13 protein-coding genes are annotated in these 17,731 nt (G+C 70.4%); 7 read left to right on the forward strand and 6 right to left on the reverse strand.

The window, feature by feature from the left end:
- Positions 1-4 precede the first annotated feature (4 nt).
- Positions 5-3,157, reverse strand: a complete 3,153-nt coding sequence (locus tag AWC24_RS00915; protein ID WP_085081630.1) for an ATP-binding protein — start codon at positions 3,155-3,157, stop codon at positions 5-7.
- A gap of 116 nt (positions 3,158-3,273) precedes the next feature.
- A complete protein-coding gene (locus AWC24_RS00920; protein ID WP_085081631.1) occupies positions 3,274-3,960 on the reverse strand; it encodes an MBL fold metallo-hydrolase in 687 nt (228 codons plus the stop codon).
- Positions 3,961-4,017: 57 nt separating this feature from the next.
- On the opposite strand from AWC24_RS00920, the gene uvrA reads away from it, so the two are divergent.
- Positions 4,018-6,927, forward strand: coding sequence for an excinuclease ABC subunit UvrA (gene uvrA, locus AWC24_RS00925; protein ID WP_085081632.1), 2,910 nt, complete (start codon positions 4,018-4,020; stop codon positions 6,925-6,927).
- Here the strand turns inward: uvrA and AWC24_RS00930 are convergent.
- From AWC24_RS00930 to AWC24_RS00940, 3 genes are read right to left on the reverse strand one after another with little or no spacing between them, the layout of a single operon-like run.
- The gene (locus AWC24_RS00930; RefSeq protein WP_085081633.1) at positions 6,924-8,099 is read right to left on the reverse strand and encodes a winged helix DNA-binding domain-containing protein; all 1,176 of its coding nucleotides are present in this window, start codon (positions 8,097-8,099) and stop codon (positions 6,924-6,926) included. The two genes, uvrA and AWC24_RS00930, sit on opposite strands and share 4 nt — an antisense overlap.
- Before the next feature lie 3 nt (positions 8,100-8,102).
- The gene (locus AWC24_RS00935; protein WP_085081634.1) at positions 8,103-8,342 is read right to left on the reverse strand and encodes a hypothetical protein; all 240 of its coding nucleotides are present in this window, start codon (positions 8,340-8,342) and stop codon (positions 8,103-8,105) included.
- Entirely contained in the window at positions 8,335-8,766 is a 432-nt protein-coding gene (locus AWC24_RS00940) for a DUF6653 family protein (protein WP_308494585.1), read from the reverse strand. Before AWC24_RS00940 ends, AWC24_RS00935 begins: the two co-directional genes overlap by 8 nt.
- Positions 8,767-9,080: 314 nt before the next feature.
- Between AWC24_RS00940 and infC the strand changes: the two genes are divergently transcribed.
- The 4 genes from infC to AWC24_RS00960 are packed head-to-tail and all read left to right on the forward strand — an operon-like array spanning position 9,081 to position 11,229.
- On the forward strand, positions 9,081-9,755 hold the full coding sequence (gene infC, locus AWC24_RS00945; protein WP_085081673.1) for a translation initiation factor IF-3: 675 nt from the start codon (positions 9,081-9,083) through the stop codon (positions 9,753-9,755).
- A 25-nt stretch (positions 9,756-9,780) separates the two neighbouring features.
- Complete coding sequence (gene rpmI, locus AWC24_RS00950) at positions 9,781-9,975, forward strand: 50S ribosomal protein L35 (protein WP_085081635.1); 195 nt, start codon at positions 9,781-9,783, stop codon at positions 9,973-9,975.
- Between the two features lie 55 nt (positions 9,976-10,030).
- Positions 10,031-10,420, forward strand: coding sequence for a 50S ribosomal protein L20 (rplT, locus tag AWC24_RS00955; protein ID WP_013828758.1), 390 nt, complete (start codon positions 10,031-10,033; stop codon positions 10,418-10,420).
- Positions 10,421-10,440: 20 nt separating this feature from the next.
- Positions 10,441-11,229, forward strand: a complete 789-nt coding sequence (locus AWC24_RS00960) for a TrmH family RNA methyltransferase (protein WP_085081636.1) — start codon at positions 10,441-10,443, stop codon at positions 11,227-11,229.
- Here AWC24_RS00960 and AWC24_RS00965 read toward each other — a convergent pair.
- A complete protein-coding gene (locus tag AWC24_RS00965; RefSeq protein ID WP_234807203.1) occupies positions 11,226-12,332 on the reverse strand; it encodes an oxygenase MpaB family protein in 1,107 nt (368 codons plus the stop codon). The genes AWC24_RS00960 and AWC24_RS00965 overlap by 4 nt on opposite strands.
- Before the next feature lie 157 nt (positions 12,333-12,489).
- Here AWC24_RS00965 and AWC24_RS00970 point away from each other — a divergent pair, with 157 nt between their 5' ends.
- Together AWC24_RS00970 and AWC24_RS23230 are read left to right on the forward strand one after the other, a co-directional pair.
- The gene (locus AWC24_RS00970) at positions 12,490-13,395 is read left to right on the forward strand and encodes an adenylate/guanylate cyclase domain-containing protein (protein ID WP_085081638.1); all 906 of its coding nucleotides are present in this window, start codon (positions 12,490-12,492) and stop codon (positions 13,393-13,395) included.
- Positions 13,396-13,538: 143 nt separating this feature from the next.
- On the forward strand, positions 13,539-17,645 hold the full coding sequence (locus AWC24_RS23230) for a PGRS repeat-containing protein (protein WP_163705338.1): 4,107 nt from the start codon (positions 13,539-13,541) through the stop codon (positions 17,643-17,645).
- Positions 17,646-17,731: the final 86 nt, after the last annotated feature.

Genomic DNA, 17,731 nt, shown 5'->3' on the forward strand with positions numbered 1-17,731 from the left:
TTCGTCAGGGCATCGCTTCGGCCCAGGCCAGATGCCCCTCGAAGCCGAGCGTTTCGGCCATGCCGCGGTAGCGGTCACGGAAGTCGGCGTACTGCGCGGTGTTGTCGCGTGCCCTGGCCAGCAGGGCCTGCAGCCGCAACAGCCAGATGTCGCGGATCGCCAGATTCTCCTCCGCGGGTGCGGTCGCCAGGAGCTCGATCGCGGCCTCGGCTTCGGCCAGATCGGTAGCGGTGGCCCCCTCCAGCAAGGTCTCCACCAGGACGTTGGTCGCGTGAAAGCCCCAGCCCAGCAGTTGGCCGCCGCGGACCAGCTGGTCGGCGATCGTGCGGATGAGCGGGAGGGCGTGCTCACGTTCCCCGTGCCGGGCCCGTTCCCGGGCCAGCAGGACCAGCGTGATCGGGAATTCGCCGACGCCGCGGACCTCGGCCAGGATCTGCTGTCCGCGGCGGCGTTCGCCGGCGGTGGGACGGTGTAGCAGCGCGAAACCCAAGGTCTGTCGTGCTTTGGCCAGGGTGTAGTCGTCACCCGAGCGTTCGGCATGACTCAGCGCCTCCTCGATGGTGCGCACCGTCGCATCGTCCGGGTGCAGGACCCCGTAGGCGATGCCGCACTGGTAGGTGAATGCCACCGCCACGACGAACGACAACGGGTCGGTGTCGCGGGCCATGGCGAGCGCGCACTGCTGGTCGTCGCGCCATCCGGCATACCCCAGCCGCCATCGTGCGATGGAGCGCTCGGCCAACACGACCGCCAGCGGACAGCCGAGCAGGAAGCTGCCCTTGGTGGGATCCCCGTCGGCGAGGTCGATGACCCGCTGTGACCATTCGGCCACGTCGTCCCAGCCGTCCAGTTCGGTCTTGGCGTAGATGGCCGCGAACGACAGCCCCACCGTCAGCGCCGGATCGCCGATGGAATCCAGCAGCGCCATCGTTTCCGAGGCCAGCTCCGAGGCCTGGTGAACCCGGTCTTGATACACGCAGCCGATCACCAGACCCGCCATCGCGATCGCCAGCGACGGCTTGTCTCCGTCGGCGTCGCACAACGCGCGCAGCTCCTCGAACCGTGACGGGATGTCGTCCAAGCCTGCCCGCCAGGCGATCCCGCAGAGCATGGTGCGCGGGGCGATCCGCATCGCGGTCCGGTTGGGGGCGTCGGCGGGCAGTGTGTCGGCGATCTTCTGGGCGCGCTCCCAACTCATTCGTGCCGCGGTGATGTCGCGGTTCAGTGCCCATGCCGCGGCGCGCAGCTGCCAGCCGTAGGCGCTGTGGTGTTCGCCGGCGGCCTCCCAATGTTCGGCGATCAGCGCCGCGTTCTGGTCAGCCGCTGCCGGGTCGCGTGATTCGAGGGCGGCGGCGAGCCTGCGGTGCACCTCGGCGCGACCGGACTTCAGTTGGGCCTCATAGGCGACCATCCGGATCAGCGGGTGCTGAAACGCATAATCGGCGTCCGGGGTCGACGGCGGCAGTGGTTCGATCAGCTCGGCGCTGACGAGTTCGTCGACGCACGGGTCGACGCCCAGGCCGGCCAACAGTGCCCGGCTGAAACGGGATCCGATGACCGCGGCCGCCGCCAGGGTCTGTTTGGCCGTCGCGCCGAGCCGGTCGATGCGCGCGGCCAGCGTCGCCTGCAGGGTTGCCGGCACGTGGATCTCGGTTGCGGCGGTGCGGCACAGGTAGTCGCCGCGGTCACCGACCAGCACGCCGCGCTGGGCGAGCTCGCGGGTGATCTCCTCGGCGAAGAGCGGGTTGCCGGCCGAGTGCTCGGCGATGATCCCGGCGACCTCGGTCACCGACCGGTGCGTGCCGAGGAGTTCGGCCACCAGCAGCGAGGTCTGCCGGTCATCGAGTGGTTCCAGACTCATCGCCGCGACGCCGGGTACCTGCAGCAGGGGTCCGCGATACTCGGGCCGGCAGGTGATCAGCACCAGGGAGCAGGTGTCGGCGATCACCGACAGAAAGTCCGTGAGCATGGATTCGCTGACCTCGTCGACCCAGTGCACGTCCTCCACGACGAAGATCGCCGGATGGGTGCGGGCCAGTTGGGCGGTGTTGATCAGCGCGGTCAACCGCCGTCGCCGCGCGTCCGGGTCGATCTTGGGCAGTTCTGTCCCGGGTTCGACGATGCCCAGCAGGTCGTCCAGCAGCAGCATGTCCTCGGGGTCGGCGTCGGGCACCCGGGCTCGCACGGTCGCGCGCATATCGTTGTCGTCGACACCGCCGGTGCGCGCAGCGGCGCCCAGCAGTCCGGCGACCACGTGGAACGCGACATCCGTGGTGTGCGCTTCGCAGAATGCGGAGAACACTTCGACGCCATGGTCTTTCGCGCACTGCACAACCTCATCGACCAAGCGTGTCTTGCCGATTCCGGCCGAGCCCACCAGGCATACCGCCGACCCGCGCCCGTTGACCGCGCGGCCCAGCATCGCCTCGAGTTCGGTCAGCTCAGGCTCGCGGCCGACCAGTAACGATTCGGCGGAGCGGTCCCGCCGGCGGCGCGGTATCATGCTCAGCAGTCGTTGTGCCGGAACGGGATTGCCGACACCTTTGATGCGCACCGACTCCGGTTCGCCGAGCACCGACACCGCGGCCACCAGTTGTGCGGTCGCCGCGCTGAGCATCACCCCGCCCGGCGGGGCGACGGACTCCATCCGCTGTGCCATCCCGACCTGTTCGCCGACCGCGGTGTAGCCCGGAGCGCCCGAACCGATGTCGCCGACGATCACCTCGCCGGAGTTGATCCCCACCCGCAACCGCAGGTCCACCGCGTCGTGTTCGCGGACTTCCTCGGCGAGACCGCGGGCCTGCTCCTGAACACCCAGCGCCGCCAGGCAGGCCCGCACCGCATGGTCCTCCAGGGCCACCGGCGCCCCGAAGATCGCCATGATCCCGTCGCCGGTGAACTTGTCGACCGTGCCACCGAAGCGCTGTACGACCGCCGCCGTCCGGGCCACCAGATCGGTCATGATCTCGCGGAGCCGCTCGGTGCCCACCGCCGCGGCGATCTGCATCGAATGCACCACGTCGGCGAAGAGCACCGTCACCTGCTTGTATTCGGCGTGGTTGCCGGCCGGCGCGATCGGCGAACCGCAGCCGTCGCAGAACCGCGCTCCCGACCGCGGTTCGGTGCCGCATGTTGCGCACGCCGGTGTGGCCGTCATCCGCCCCTCCGCAGCCTCCGGCCCCCCTCGAAGGGCCTCAGTATAGGCGCGTCGTGCCTGATGGCAAGGGGTTTTGCGGCGCAGTATCGGGGTGGCGCGTCAGGACCGGAGTACGGTCACCAACCCCGTTCGTGCCACTCCGACAGGTGCGGGCGCTCGGTCCCGATTGTGGTGTCGTCGCCGTGGCCGGGGTAGACGACGGTGTCGTCACCGAACCGGTCGAACACCTTGCGGCTCACGTCGCCGAGCAGCCGCTCGAAATCGCCGGGCTGCCAGGTCTTGCCGACGCCGCCCGGGAACAGGCAGTCGCCGGTGAACAGCTGGGTGACCCCGCCGGTGGCCGTGCCGTCCAGGGCCAGCGCCACCGAGCCCTCGGTGTGGCCCTGCAGGTGGATCACGTCGAAGCTCAGCTCTCCGACGGTCACGGTGTCGCCGTCGGCCAGCAGCCGGTCGGGGGTCACCGGAAGCGGCTCGGCGTCCAGCGCGTGCGCCGCCGTCGGCGCTCCGGTCACCTCGACGAGCTCGGCCAGCGCCTGCCAGTGATCGAAGTGCTGGTGGCTGGTGACGATCAGCGCTACCTCCGGAGCGTGGTCGCGCACCAGCGCCCGCAGCGTCTCGGCGTCGTTGGCCGCGTCGATCAGCAGTGTTTTGCCGGTGTTGGTGCAGGTCACCAGGTAGGCGTTGTTGTCCATCGGGCCTACCGACGTCTTGATGATCGTGGCCCCGGGCAGGGTGCGGCGGGCGGCGGTGCCGGGCTCGACGTGGCCGGTGTAGGTGTCGTCAACCGAGATCTCACGCGTCATATCCGCCACCGTACTGGCCGTGAGCTGCGTGTCGGCAGCGCCACCTAGCATGGACGGGTGGCTGACCGGCTGATCGTCAAGGGTGCGCGTGAACACAACCTGCGCAGTGTCGACCTGGACCTGCCGCGGGACGCGCTGATCGTCTTCACCGGGCTGTCCGGTTCCGGTAAGTCCTCGCTGGCCTTCGACACGATCTTCGCCGAGGGCCAGCGCCGTTACGTCGAATCGCTGTCGGCGTACGCCCGCCAGTTCCTGGGCCAGATGGACAAGCCGGATGTCGACTTTATCGAGGGCCTGTCGCCTGCGGTGTCCATCGACCAGAAGTCCACCAACCGCAACCCGCGCTCGACGGTCGGCACCATCACCGAGGTCTACGACTATCTGCGGCTGCTGTACGCCCGTGCCGGTACCCCGCACTGCCCGGTCTGCGGTGAGCGCATCGCCCGCCAGACCCCGCAGCAGATCGTCGACCAGGTGCTGGCCATGGACGAGGGGCTGCGGTTTCAGGTGCTGGCGCCGGTGGTGCGCACCCGCAAGGGCGAGTTCGCCGACCTGTTCGAGAAGCTCAACACCCAGGGCTACAGCCGGGTCCGGGTCGACGGGGTGGTGCATTCGCTCACCGACCCGCCCAAGCTCAAGAAGCAGGAGAAGCACGACATTGAGGTCGTCGTCGACCGGTTGACCGTCAAGGCCAGCGCCAAGCAGCGGCTCACCGATTCGATCGAGACCGCGCTGGGGCTGGCCGACGGCATCGTGGTGCTGGAGTTCGTCGACCGCGAGGACGACCACCCGCACCGCGAGCAGCGGTTCTCCGAGAAACTGGCCTGCCCTAACGGTCACCCGCTGGCGGTCGACGACCTGGAGCCGCGGTCGTTCTCGTTCAACTCGCCCTACGGGGCGTGCCCCGAATGCGCCGGGCTGGGCATCCGCAAGGAGGTCGACGCGGACCTGGTGGTGCCCGACCCGGACCGCACCCTGGCCGAGGGCGCGGTGTCGCCGTGGTCGATGGGCCCCACCAGTGAGTACTTCACCCGGATGATGGCCAGCCTCGGCGAGTCGATGGGCTTCGACGTCGACACCCCGTGGCGCAAGCTGCCGGCCAAGGCACGCAAGGCGATCCTGGAGGGCTCCGACGAACAGGTGCACGTGCGTTACCGCAACCGTTACGGCCGGACCCGCTCCTACTACACCGATTTCGAAGGTGTGATGGCGTTCCTGCAGCGCAAGATGGAGCAGACCGAATCCGAGCAGATGAAGGAACGCTACGCCGGCTTCATGCGTGATGTGCCGTGCCCGGAGTGCGCCGGCACCCGGCTCAAGCCGGAGATTCTGGCGGTGACTATGACCGCCGGCGACTACGGCAGCAAATCCATTGCGCAGGTGAGCGAGCTGTCGATCGCGGAGTGCTCGGACTTCCTCAACGCGCTGACGCTGGGCCCGCGGGAACAGGCCATTGCCGGCCAGGTGCTCAAGGAGATCCAGTCCCGGCTGAGCTTCCTGCTCGACGTCGGTCTGGAGTATCTGACGCTGTCGCGGGCGGCCGGAACATTGTCCGGCGGTGAGGCGCAACGTATCCGGCTGGCCACCCAGATCGGCTCGGGTCTGGTCGGGGTGCTCTACGTGCTCGACGAGCCGTCGATCGGGCTGCATCAGCGCGACAACCGCCGGCTGATCGAAACCCTGGTGCGGCTGCGCGACCTGGGCAATACCCTGATCGTGGTCGAGCACGACCTGGACACCATCGCGCACGCCGACTGGATCGTCGACATCGGTCCGGCGGCCGGCGAGCACGGCGGGCGGATCGTGCACAGCGGGCCCTACGCCGAGTTGGTGGCCAACACCGACTCGATCACGGGCGCCTACCTGTCGGGCGCGAAAAGCATTGCGGTGCCGCAGATTCGCCGCCAGGTGGAGGCCAAGCGCCAGCTCGGCGTGGTCGGCGCCCGGGAGCACAACCTGCGCGGCGTCGATGTGGCGTTCCCGCTGGGCGTGCTCACCGCGGTCACCGGGGTGTCCGGGTCGGGCAAGTCGACGCTGGTCAACGACATCCTGGCGTCGGTGCTGGCCAACAAGCTCAACGGCGCCCGGCTGGTTCCCGGCCGGCACACCCGGATCACCGGCCTGGATCACCTGGACAAGCTGGTGCGGGTCGACCAGTCACCGATCGGGCGCACCCCGCGGTCCAACCCGGCCACCTACACCGGGGTGTTCGACAAGATCCGCACCCTGTTCGCGGCCACCACCGAGGCCAAGGTGCGCGGTTATCTACCGGGACGGTTCTCGTTCAACGTCAAGGGCGGCCGGTGTGAGGCGTGCACCGGCGACGGCACCATCAAGATCGAGATGAACTTCCTGCCGGATGTCTATGTGCCCTGCGAGGTATGCCACGGCGCCCGCTACAACCGGGAGACCCTGGAGGTGCACTACAAGGGAAAGACCATCGCCGAGGTGCTCGACATGTCGATCGAGGAGGCGGCGGAGTTCTTCGAGCCGATCACCGGCATCCACCGCTACCTGCGCACCCTGGTCGACGTCGGGCTGGGCTATGTACGGCTGGGCCAGCCGGCGCCGACGCTGTCCGGGGGAGAGGCGCAGCGGGTGAAGCTGGCCTCGGAGTTGCAGAAGCGCTCCACGGGCCGGACGGTCTACATCCTCGACGAGCCCACCACCGGGCTGCACTTCGAGGACATCGCCAAACTGCTCGGCGTCATCAACGGCCTGGTCGACAAGGGCAACACGGTGATCGTCATCGAGCACAACCTGGATGTGATCAAGACCGCGGACTGGATCATCGACATGGGCCCCGAAGGCGGGGCCGGCGGGGGAACGGTGGTGGCCACCGGAACACCCGAGGACGTGCTGGCGGTTCCGGAGAGCTACACCGGCAAGTTCCTGGCCGAGATCCTCGGCGCCGCACCGGCCAAACCCGCCAAGTCCGCGAAGCGGCGACGCAAGGCCAGCGCTTAGCGGCGCGCTCCCTTGACCAGCGGCGACGGGAACCGCGGCGCCACTCGCACCCCGTCCAACCAGGCGGTGAGCTGCTTGGCCCGCTGCTCCAACACCTGACGCGCCGGCCGGCCCGGATCCTCGAGCAGCTGCAACTGCACCTCGGCGGAGTCGTTCTGGCACCAGCCGCCCACGATCCGGCCGTTCCACCACGCCGTGGGTCCGGCGTTGCCGTAGTTGTCGAAGAGCTGGCCGCGGTGCTCGCCGAGATACCAGTCGCGGTGATACCAGCCCATCGTGGTGACGTCGAGGCCGGGAAGCAGCGCACCCCACGGCTCGGGTTCGGGCTCGGATTCCAGGTCGTCGGGCAGCGCGTACCCGGGTGTTCCGTGCAGGTCGACGTCGACGGCGCCGATGCCGCTCAACGCTTTTCGGACCGCGGTCTTGGTGGTGCCGAACCACCACTTGATGTCATCGGCGGTGGCCGGGCCGAACGCGCGCAGCCAGGTGGCGACCAGTCGTTCCTGCGCCTCCTCGGCGGAGATCGGCTCGCCCGGCTCGCCGAGCCAGTCCGCGGCGGTCGCCCACCGCGGCCGCGACGAGGTCCAGCCGGCGTCGTTGGGTCCGCGCACGATGTCGCCCTGGGCGCCGAGCACGGTCAACGCGCGCGGGGCCAGGTGGGTCTGACCGCCGTAGGCCTTGCCGGGTGCGGGGTCATAGGTGCCGGCCAGTTCGGGTAGTGCCGCGCGCAGCTCGGCGCTGCCGGCTGGGCCGTGTTCCCCGAGGTGTCGCAGCACCGCCGCGCCGGCGCGCGCCAGCCAGCGTGCGCCGTCCTCGGCGACACCGGCTTTGGCGACGTCGGCGATGAGCCGGCGGCGTTCGGCGTCGGCGACCCGGTCGCTGGCGCCGGCCTGCACGGCGGGCAGCCCGGTGGAGTCGATGACCCACAGGGTGCGGCGCATCGCCAGCTGTTTGATCAGGGACCGTTTCTCATACAGCGCACTGTCCAGGTCGGCGACGGTGAACGGTGACGAGCGCGCCCACAGCGACAGATACGGGGTGGCCGGATCGGTGGCGTGCAGACCGATCAGCGTGGCCGCTATCCGCGTGATCGGCTCAGTCGCGGTCTCAGGTGTCAGGAAATGCCGGCGTGCCAAACGGTTTCGCCGTTCGGCGATGGTGAAGGCCCGCACCTGTCAGTGCTCGTCGTCGCGCATCGAGGCGCGGATCTGCTCCAACCGGTCGGCGGCGGCCTGCTGTCGGTCCTGGTACTGCCTCTCGACGGTGCGGCCCTCCGGGGTCTCCGCGTCCAGTTCCTGCGCGCCGATCGAGGTCTGAAACCGGTTCTCGATCTTCTCGCGCACCGATTCGAAGGTCGGCACGCCGGTGTCGTCGTAACCGGTGTCGGGCTGCGGGTCGCCTGGATCGTCACCCATGTGCGCCACGGTACCGCCGGTGATCGAGGTAGCGGACCATCAACGCCCAGTAGCCCATGGTCAGCGTCATCGCCGCGGCGGTGGCCGCCACCGCCGGCAGCAGTCGCCGGCGGCGGGCGCTGAGCAGGGCCCCTGCCGTCGCGGCGCTGCCGGCGAGGTTCACCAGCAGGGCGGCGTCGCGGGGCCGGTCGGTGATCCACTGCTCCTCGCCGAGCATCGCGCGCGTCGACCAGGCCGTCTGATCGGCGGGTTCGCCGAAGATCACCGGGTTCAGCGCGAACCACACCGACACCCAGGCGGCGTCGCGCCAGGACCGCCGCCACACCGGAAGCAGGATCAACGGCGTCGTCGCCCAGCGGCTCCAGGCGCTCCAGGGGTTGGCGTGCCGGGCGAACACCGCGCGGCGGATACTGCCGAGCCTCATAACCCGCGAGGATAGGCAGTTCAGCCGGAGAATGCCGTGAGCGCGACGGGGCGAAACGGCCGGGCTGGAGGAATGCCGAACTGCTGTTAGACTGTAGGCCGCGACCGTCCCGGCGTACGCCAGGACTGCAAGTGGAGTTCCCTCCCACCACTAGCCACGGAGTGATCCGTAGGTGTAGTGGTCCGGTCGCAGGCGGTGCGAACCGCCTGCTCTGCGCAGGGCGCAGGCGACCCGATGGTTTCGGGCCGCGACCGGTCGGCATCGGGCCCTGCTTCGTGCAGGGCTTTTTTGCTGGTGGGTGGTTTCTTCCGCCGCTGCGTCCGGACGAACACTGCGGCGGCCGCGAACCGAAGACTACCCAGGGAGGTCCCATCAGCACTGAGATCCGCGTCAACGAGCGCATTCGCGTACCTGAGGTCCGTTTGATCGGCCCGGGAGGGGAGCAGGTAGGCATCGTGCGCATCGAGGATGCGCTTCGCGTCGCCGCGGATGCCGATCTCGACCTTGTCGAAGTAGCCCCGACCGCGAAACCGCCGGTCTGCAAGATCATGGACTACGGCAAGTACAAGTACGAGGCGGCTCAAAAGGAGCGCGAGTCTCGCAAGAACCAGCAGCAGACCGTCGTCAAGGAACAGAAGCTGCGCCCCAAGATCGACCCCCACGACTACGAGACGAAGAAGGGCCACGTGGTCCGGTTCCTCGAAGCCGGGGCGAAGGTCAAGGTGACGATCATGTTCCGCGGACGTGAGCAGTCCCGGCCCGAGCTGGGCTACCGCCTGCTGCAGCGACTGGGCGCCGATGTCGCCGAGTACGGGTTCGTCGAGACCTCCGCCAAGCAGGACGGGCGCAACATGACGATGGTGCTGGCACCGCACCGCGGCGCGAAGACCCGGGCCAAGGCTGCCGAAGACGCCGGTGCGGGCGCAAAGCCCAACGCATCGGCCCCGGACAGCGCGGCCGACGCGGCCGAGTCCAAACCCGAAAACTGACACCGAATATCAGAACTGAGGAAACATGCCCAAGGCGAAAACTCACAGTGGCGCTTCGAAGCGGTTCCGTCGTACCGGCACCGGCAAGATCATGCGGCAGAAGGCCAACCGTCGCCACCTGCTCGAGCACAAGCCGAGCACCCGCACTCGCCGGCTGGCCGGGCGCACCGAGGTGGCTGCTGCCGACGTCAAGCGCGTCAACAAGATGCTGAACGGCTGACAGCCGCTTTACGCAACGCAAATCCCTTACGTCCCAACGAGAGTAGGAACACCCCATGGCACGCGTGAAGCGGGCAGTCAACGCCCAGAAGAAGCGTCGCACCATCCTGAAGGCCTCGAAAGGCTACCGTGGCCAGCGGTCGCGGCTGTACCGCAAGGCCAAAGAGCAGCAGCTGCACTCGCTGACCTACGCCTACCGTGACCGTCGCGCCCGCAAGGGCGACTTCCGCAAGCTGTGGATCACCCGGATCAACGCGGCGGCCCGCGCCAACGGCGTGACCTACAACCGCCTGATCCAGGGCCTCAAGGCCGCCGGTGTCGAGGTGGACCGCAAGAACCTCGCCGAGATCGCCGTCAGCGACGCGGCAGCGTTCACCGCGCTGGTCGAGGTCGCCAAGGCCGCGCTGCCCGAGGATGTCAACGCGCCCTCCGGCGAGGCCGCCTGACCCTGCTGGGTCTTTCCGGGATGCTGACCGAACGCTCGGCCCGGGTGGTCGCGGCGGTCAAGTTGCACCGGCACGTCGCCAGGAAGCGCGAACAGCGCTTCCTGGCGGAGGGTCCCAATCTGGTCGAGGCGGCGGTCCGTCGCGGTCTGGCCCTGGAGGTCTTCGCCACCGAATCGGCGGCGCAACGGCACAGCGAGCTGCTGGCGTCAGTATGCGCGCCGGTGCACCAGGTCACCGATAGGGCGGCAAAAGTCTTGTCGGACACCGTCACCCCGGCCGGATTGGTCGCGGTCTGCGCAATTCCCGAACCGGACCTGGGCGCGTTGCTGGCCGACGGGCCGCAACTGGTGGCCGTCGCGGTGGGCATCAGCGAGCCGGGTAACGCCGGCACCTTGATCCGTATCGCCGACGCCACCGGGGCCGGGCTGGTGGTGTTGACCGGCAACAGTGTCGATCCCTACAACGGCAAGTGCCTGCGCGCCTCGGCGGGCAGCGTCTTCCACGTCCCGGTGGTGGTGGCCGCCGACACCGATGCGGTGCTGGCGGCGCTGCGGGAGTCGGGGCTGCAGCTGCTGGCCACGGCGCTGGACGGCGACCTGAGTCTCGACGATGCCGATCCGGTGCTGACCGCGCCCAGCGCCTGGTTGTTCGGCCCGGAGGCCCAGGGGTTGCCGGCGGCCGCGGTGACCGCCGCGGACCATCGGGTGCACATCCCGATGGCCGGCGGCGCGGAGAGCCTCAATGTGGCTGCCGCCGCGGCGATCTGCCTGTATCAGAGCGCGCGGGCGCAGCGCGGCGCCCGGTCTTAGGCGGCCTTACGGCGCGGCGGCCGCGGAGCCAGGCCGCCGCCGGCGGCCAGCGAGAAGGTGCTGTGCACGAACGCCCCGGCCCGCTCGACCAGCTTCATGCCCCGGCTGACCGGCGGGACGTAGTGCATCCCGTTGCGGCGCCGGTCCTTCGGCGGTCCGCTGAACCACGGCGCCTCTTCCAGCGGTGCGTCGGCGGGGAGTTTGCCCTGCTCGCGCCGGTAGCCGGCCAGCGCACGCGGATGCAGCCGGATCTCCTCGGGGACCACGCTGAACGCCAGGTGGGCGGCCTTGCCCAGCAGCCGGAACAGCACCTCGTCGCCTTCGGACCAGCGCAGCCCGGCCTTCTCGCGCACCACCGGTTCGAATAGCCCGGCGGCCACCCAGCGCTGGGCGGCCAGCGCCGGCTTGAACAGCTGATCCCATACGCCGGTGGGCATCATCACGAACCACGGCTTGGGGATGCGCATGTCCAGGATGCCCTGCGCGGCCGGTGTCATCTCCAGCTCTTCTTCGCAGACCCGGTCCCAGTACTCGCAGAACTCGTCCCAGGACTTGGGCACCGGGCGCATGCTCATGCCGTACATCCGGTACCACTGCACGTGCTCTTCGAAGAGCTGGTGCTTTTCGGCCTCGGTCAGCCCGCCGCAGAAGTACTCGGCCAGCTTGATGATCAACATGAAGAATGTCGCATGGGCCCAATAGAAAGTCTCAGGGTCCAGCGCGTGGTAGCGCCGGCCCTGCGCATCGGTTCCCTTGATGTCGCGGTGGTAGTCGCGGATCGCCGCGCCGGTGGACTGGGAGCGCATGCCGTCGTAGACCACGCCCATGATCGGGTACACCGACCGGGTCACCCGCTGCAGCGGTTCACGCCACAGGCTGGAGTGGTCCTCCACGCCGGCGCCCAGGCCGGGGTACATGTTCTCGATGGTGCCGATCCACATGCCCATCACGCCGGTGCGGATATCCCCGAAGTACTTCCAGGTCAGCGATTCGGCGTTCAACGGCTCCACGGCCGGCGCGGGTTTGGGCGGGGTCGGTGCGGGGGCACTCTGCTCCGCGGGCTCGGATGCCCGCTCGGCGGACGTGGTCGGCGTAACGGTCATCACGTCTCCTGTCTGACGAACCTGACACAACCATAATTGTGACAACACATGTTGTCTACATTATCGGTGGCGCGTCGCGACGGGATCGTCGACCGTGGCGTGTGCCACGTGCCTCTGCCGTTGCCGGTGGCCGCGACCGCCACCTACGCTGGGGCGCATGGACCTCGAGCCGGTCGATCGGCAGGCTGACGAGCTCGGGGAGGTGGTGGAGATAGCGGAGCATGCCTCGTCGAGCCGCCGCCGTTCGTTCTCCCTCGAGGAAGCCGCGGGCTGGTTGAACCGCACCACAAACGATGTGCGGGTGGTCGACTTGGTCCGGCGGGTGCGCCGAGCGCTGCCCGGCGACCCCGAGTTCGGCGATCCGCTCTCCACCGCGGGTGACGGGGGACCGCAGGCGGCGGCCCGGGCGGCCGGCCGGCTGATGGGCGATCGCTCCGCGGCTTCGCGCGAGGTCAGCCTGGGGGCGCTGCAGATATGGCAGGCGTTGACCGAGCGGATCTCACGCGCCCCCGGCAATCCTGAGGCGACGCTGGTCTTCACCGACCTGGTCGGGTTCTCGACGTGGTCGTTGCGCTCCGGGGACGACGCCACCCTCACCCTGCTGCGGCGGGTGTCGCAGGCGGTCGAACCGCCGCTGCTGGACGCCGGTGGCCGCATCGTCAAACGGATGGGCGACGGGATCATGGCGGTGTTCCGCGAGCCGCTGATCGCGGTCGGCGCGGTGCTGCAAGCCCAGGATGCGATCGCAACGGTCGAGGTCAACGGATTCACGCCGCGGATGCGGGCCGGTGTTCACACCGGACGGCCGCAGCGGTTGGCCGACGATTGGCTGGGCGTGGACGTCAATATCGCCGCCCGGGTGATGGAGCGCGCCGTCAAGGGCGGGATCGTGGTGTCCGGGGCGACGCTGGAGCGTATCGAGCCCGGTGACCTCGAAGAGTTGGGCGTGACGGCCAAGCGGGCCCGCCGGCAGGTGTTGTCGGCCAAGACCAGCGGTGTCCCGGCCGATCTGATGATGTATCGGCTCAAGGCGGTTCGCCGCGAGCCTCCCGCCGACGACTGAGCTGGCTTTAACTTACTTGTGAGCCGGTCGAATTCCCGCACACGAGTGGAGGAACCCCGTTCCTTGGAATAGTCTGCGTGAACAAGCCATCTATTTGTGCAGTTCTACACAGGTCGCCTTCAGCGCGCAGAAGCGGGGAAATCATGTCAGGTCGGGAGCAGCGCCGCGGGAACGACCGCCGGGTTCGTCATCGGGTGGCCGGTGCCGGCAGCACCGTGGCGGCGTTCTTGGCGTTCGGTATGGCTCCGCTGGCCGCGGCCCCCACCGCGAACGCCGACCTCGACTTCGACTGGCTGACCGACCTGTTCGCGCCGGTGTCGGACTCGGCGTGGGGCTGGGACACCGACGCCTGGGACACCAGCACCTGGGACGTCAGCTCCTGGTTCGACTCCTCGGCTGACCCGGGCATCGCGGTCGACACCAGCGCATTCGACATGACGTCGCTGTTCAACACGTTCTTCTACCAGCCGCTGTATTCGTCGATCGACGCCTTTATCGAGAACCCGGCCAACTCCTGGCTCGTCGACATGGTCAACGGCTGGGCTCCCGAGGGTCAGTTCTATCTCGGCGACGGCGCTGACGGCACGGTGGACAGCGTCAACGGCGGTGCCGGTGGCATCTGGTTCGGCGACGGCGGCGCCGGCTACGCCGGTGAGGACGGTACCGCGCCTGGTGACGGCGGTGCGGCCGGCCTGTTCGGCAATGGCGGGGTCGGCGGTGCCGGCTGGGACGGCCAGGCCGGCGGTACCGGTGGTGCCGGCGGCACCATGATGGGCATCGGCGGCGCCGGTGGTGCCGGCGGCATGGGCGCCAACGGTGGTAACGGCGGCGACGCCATGGGCTGGCTGTTCGGGATCGGCGGTGTCGGCGGCGCCGGTGGCGCGGGCACGGCCGGTGATGATGGCGCCGCCGGTGATTGGGCCCTTAACGGCGGGGCTGGTGGTGTCGGTGATGCCGGCAACGCCGGTGGCTCCGGCGGTACGGGCGGTAACGCGACCAGGTCGATGTTCGGTGGCGGCGGTGCCGGTGGCGCCGGGGGTGCCGGCGGCGCGGGCGGCCAGGGCGGCGCCGGCGCTGCGGGCGATGCCGAGCACCTCGACGGCGCCGCGGGCGGCGACGGTGGTGAAGGCGGCTCGGGTGGTTCCGGCGGGGCGGGCGGCAACGGCGGCACGTTCGGCAGCAAGGGCGCGGCCGGCGAGGACAGCACGGTCAACGGGGATGGCGGGAAGGGCGGCACCGGCGGTGCCGGCGTGGGTGCGACCGCTGACCACGAGGCCGGTCACGGCGGTATCGGTGGCAACGGTGGCAGCGGCGGGGACGCCGGTAACGGCGGCCAAGGCGGAACCGGCGGTGCGGGCGGCGCTGGTGATGCCACTCAGGACGCCGGTACCGGCGGCAATGGCGGCGTTGGTGGTGACGGCGGCAAGATCGGCAACGGTGGCACGGGTGGTACCGGTGGTGCCGGTGGTGTCAGTGGGACCGCGGGTGACGATCTCTTGGGCGGGGCGCTGGCCAAGGGTGGTACCGGTGGTGTCGGCGGTGCCGGTGGTGACGGTGGTACCGAGGCGGGTAATGGCGGCAACGGCGGCATCGGTGGTGTCGGCGGCGCCGGGCACGACGGCATCAAGGGCGAGGCCGGGGATGACGCTGAGGATGCAGGGGCCGACGGTGACAACGGTGGCCAAGGCGGCAATGGCTTCGACGGCGGCCAGGGCGGTCAGGGCGGCGTAGGCGGCAAGGCGCAGACCGACACCGGCACTGACGGGGCCTACGGTGACGGCGGCGCCGGTGGCGCCGGCGGTGCGGTCGGCGCGGGCGGCGACGGTGGTAACGGCGCCAACGGCACCTGGGACGGCACCGGGAACGGAAACGGCGGCGACGGCGGGCAGGCCGGTGCCAACGGCGAGCACGCCGGCAACGGCGGCGCTGGTGGCGAGTGGGGCGGCGAGGGCGAAAACCCCGATGCCAAGGGTGCAGACGGCGCGGACGGCGCCATAGATCCCACCGAGGCCAGCAAGGGCGGTAACGGTGGTAACGGCGCCGCCGGCACCGCGGAGCACCATGACGGCGGCCGCGGCGGCGACGGTGGCGACGGTGCCTACGGCGGCGACGGCGGCCGCGGCGGCAACGGCGGTGACGCGTTCGAGGGCAGCAATGGCAAGGGCGGCGACGGCGGCGACGGTGGCGACGGCGCCAATAGCGCCGTGGGTGACGACGTCAAGACGAGCGCCGGAGGTAACGGCGGCGACGGCGGTGCCGGCGGCGCGGGCGCCGGCACCGGTGATGGTGGTAAGGGCGGCAACGGCGGCGACGGCGGCAATGGCGGGCACGGCGAGACCGGCTCACTGGGCAGCTTCGAAGACGGCGGCAGCGGTAATGGCGGCAACGGCGGCGACGGCTACAACGGCGGCAACGGTGGCGCCGGCGGCGCCGGCGGCGCATCCGAGTCCGGCGCCAATGGCGACGGCGGCAGCGGCGGTAAGGGTGGCAACGCCGGTGCCGCCGGCAACGGCGGCGACGGCGCTGCGGGTGACTGGAATGCGAAGGGCCAGTACGGCTACGGCTCCGGCGGCACGGGCGGTAACGCCGGCGATGTCGGCTCGGCGGGCAACGGTGGTGCCGGTGGCGCCGCCGGCGACGGCGCCGGGACCGAGGGCGCAGCCGGTACCGATGGCGGCAGTGGCGAAGACGCGACTGCCGGCGGGCGAGGCGGCCACGGCGGGGCCGGCGCGGACGGCGATGAAACGCACTGGAACGGCGGCGCCGGCGGTGACGGTGGCACCGGCGGGGTCTACGGCAACGGCGGCAACGGCGGCAACGGCGGCAATGCGTACGACGACGAGGACACCGACGTCAGCAGAGCAACGACGGGCGGTAACGGCGGGGCCGGCGGCAACGGCGGCGCCGGCGGCACCGAGCACGGTGACGGCGGCAATGGCGGCAACGGCGGCAACGCAGCGGTGGGCAGCCAATACGGCGGCAACGGCGGCAACGGCGGTAAGGGCGGCGCCGCCACTGCTGAGGACGGTAATGGCGGCAAGGGTGGCAACGGCGGCGAGGGCGCCGGGGCGAGCGGCTGGCGCTCCGACGGCACCTGGGGTATCGACGGATTCAGCGGCAAGTTCGGTTCCGGCACCATCCTGGGCGTCTCCGGCAAGGGCGGCGACGGCGGTGCCGGTGGCAGCGCGATCACCGGCAACGGCGGTGATGGCGGCACCGGTGGCAATGGTGGCGCCGCCGCCAGCGACGCCGGAACCCGGGTCATCTGGGGTGGCGCCGGTGGTAAGGGCGGCGCCGGTGGCGCGGCCACCGTCCCGGCCGATGACGGCGACGGCGATGGCAGCGGTGACGGCGGCGAAGGCGACGGCGGCACCGGCGGCGAGAACGAGGGCGATGACACCGAGGCTCCGGCCGTCGAATCCGGCAAGGGCGGGAACGGCGGTAACGGCGGCGCCGGCGGTGAAGGGACCATCACCGGCGGCAGCGGTGGCGCCGGCGGCGCCGGCGGCGCCAGCGATGACAAGGCAGGTGGTCAGGGCGGCGACGGCGGCACCGGCGCCGGTGGCACCGGTTGGAACGACGCCAACGGCGACCTGGCCGGCAAGGGCCAGATCCTCAATTTCGGCGGCAGCGGCGGTGCCGGCGGGGCCGGCGGCAACGGCGTCGACGGCGGCAACGGCGGTAACGGCGGTGACGCCGCGAAGGGTCTGACCGGCGGCAGCGTGTTCAGCTCCGCCGGTAGCGGCGGCGCGGGCGGGGCGGGCGGTACCGGCACCACCGGCGACGGCGGCGGCGGCGGCAATGGCGGCGACAGTGGCGATGCGACCTGGCGGGCCCACAACGGCGGCGCCGGCGGTGCCGGCGGCAACAGCACCGAGGGCAACGGCGGTCAGGGCGGCGACGGCGGTGCCGGCGGGTCCCTGACCGGCGGTGGCACCGCTCCGACCAATGGCCAGCCGGTCACCGTCGGCGCCGGCGGCAACGGCGGCAACGGCGGCAGCAGCACCGCCACCGACACCGAGGGCCACGGTGGCGACGGCGGCGATGGCGGTGCCGGCGGCAACGGCGTCGGCAGCACCAAGGGTGGCACCGGCGGCACCGGTGGTACCGGCGGCAAGGCCGGCGGCGAGGCCGGCGAGACCGCTGACGCGCCCACCGCGCCCACCGGAACCACTGGAGGCGAAGGCACCACCGGCGGCGCGGGCGCTGTGCCCAAGACCCCGGACCCGGACCCGGACGCCGATAGCTAACCCAACGGCCGAAAGCCCCGCACACCGCGTGCGGGGCTTTCGCCGTGGGGTCGATAGGATCGACGCTTGCGTCCCAACCCAAGTCA

Origin of the sequence: Mycolicibacter senuensis, from assembly GCF_002101885.1 — a bacterium.
GTDB classification, from domain to species: domain Bacteria; phylum Actinomycetota; class Actinomycetes; order Mycobacteriales; family Mycobacteriaceae; genus Mycobacterium; species Mycobacterium senuense.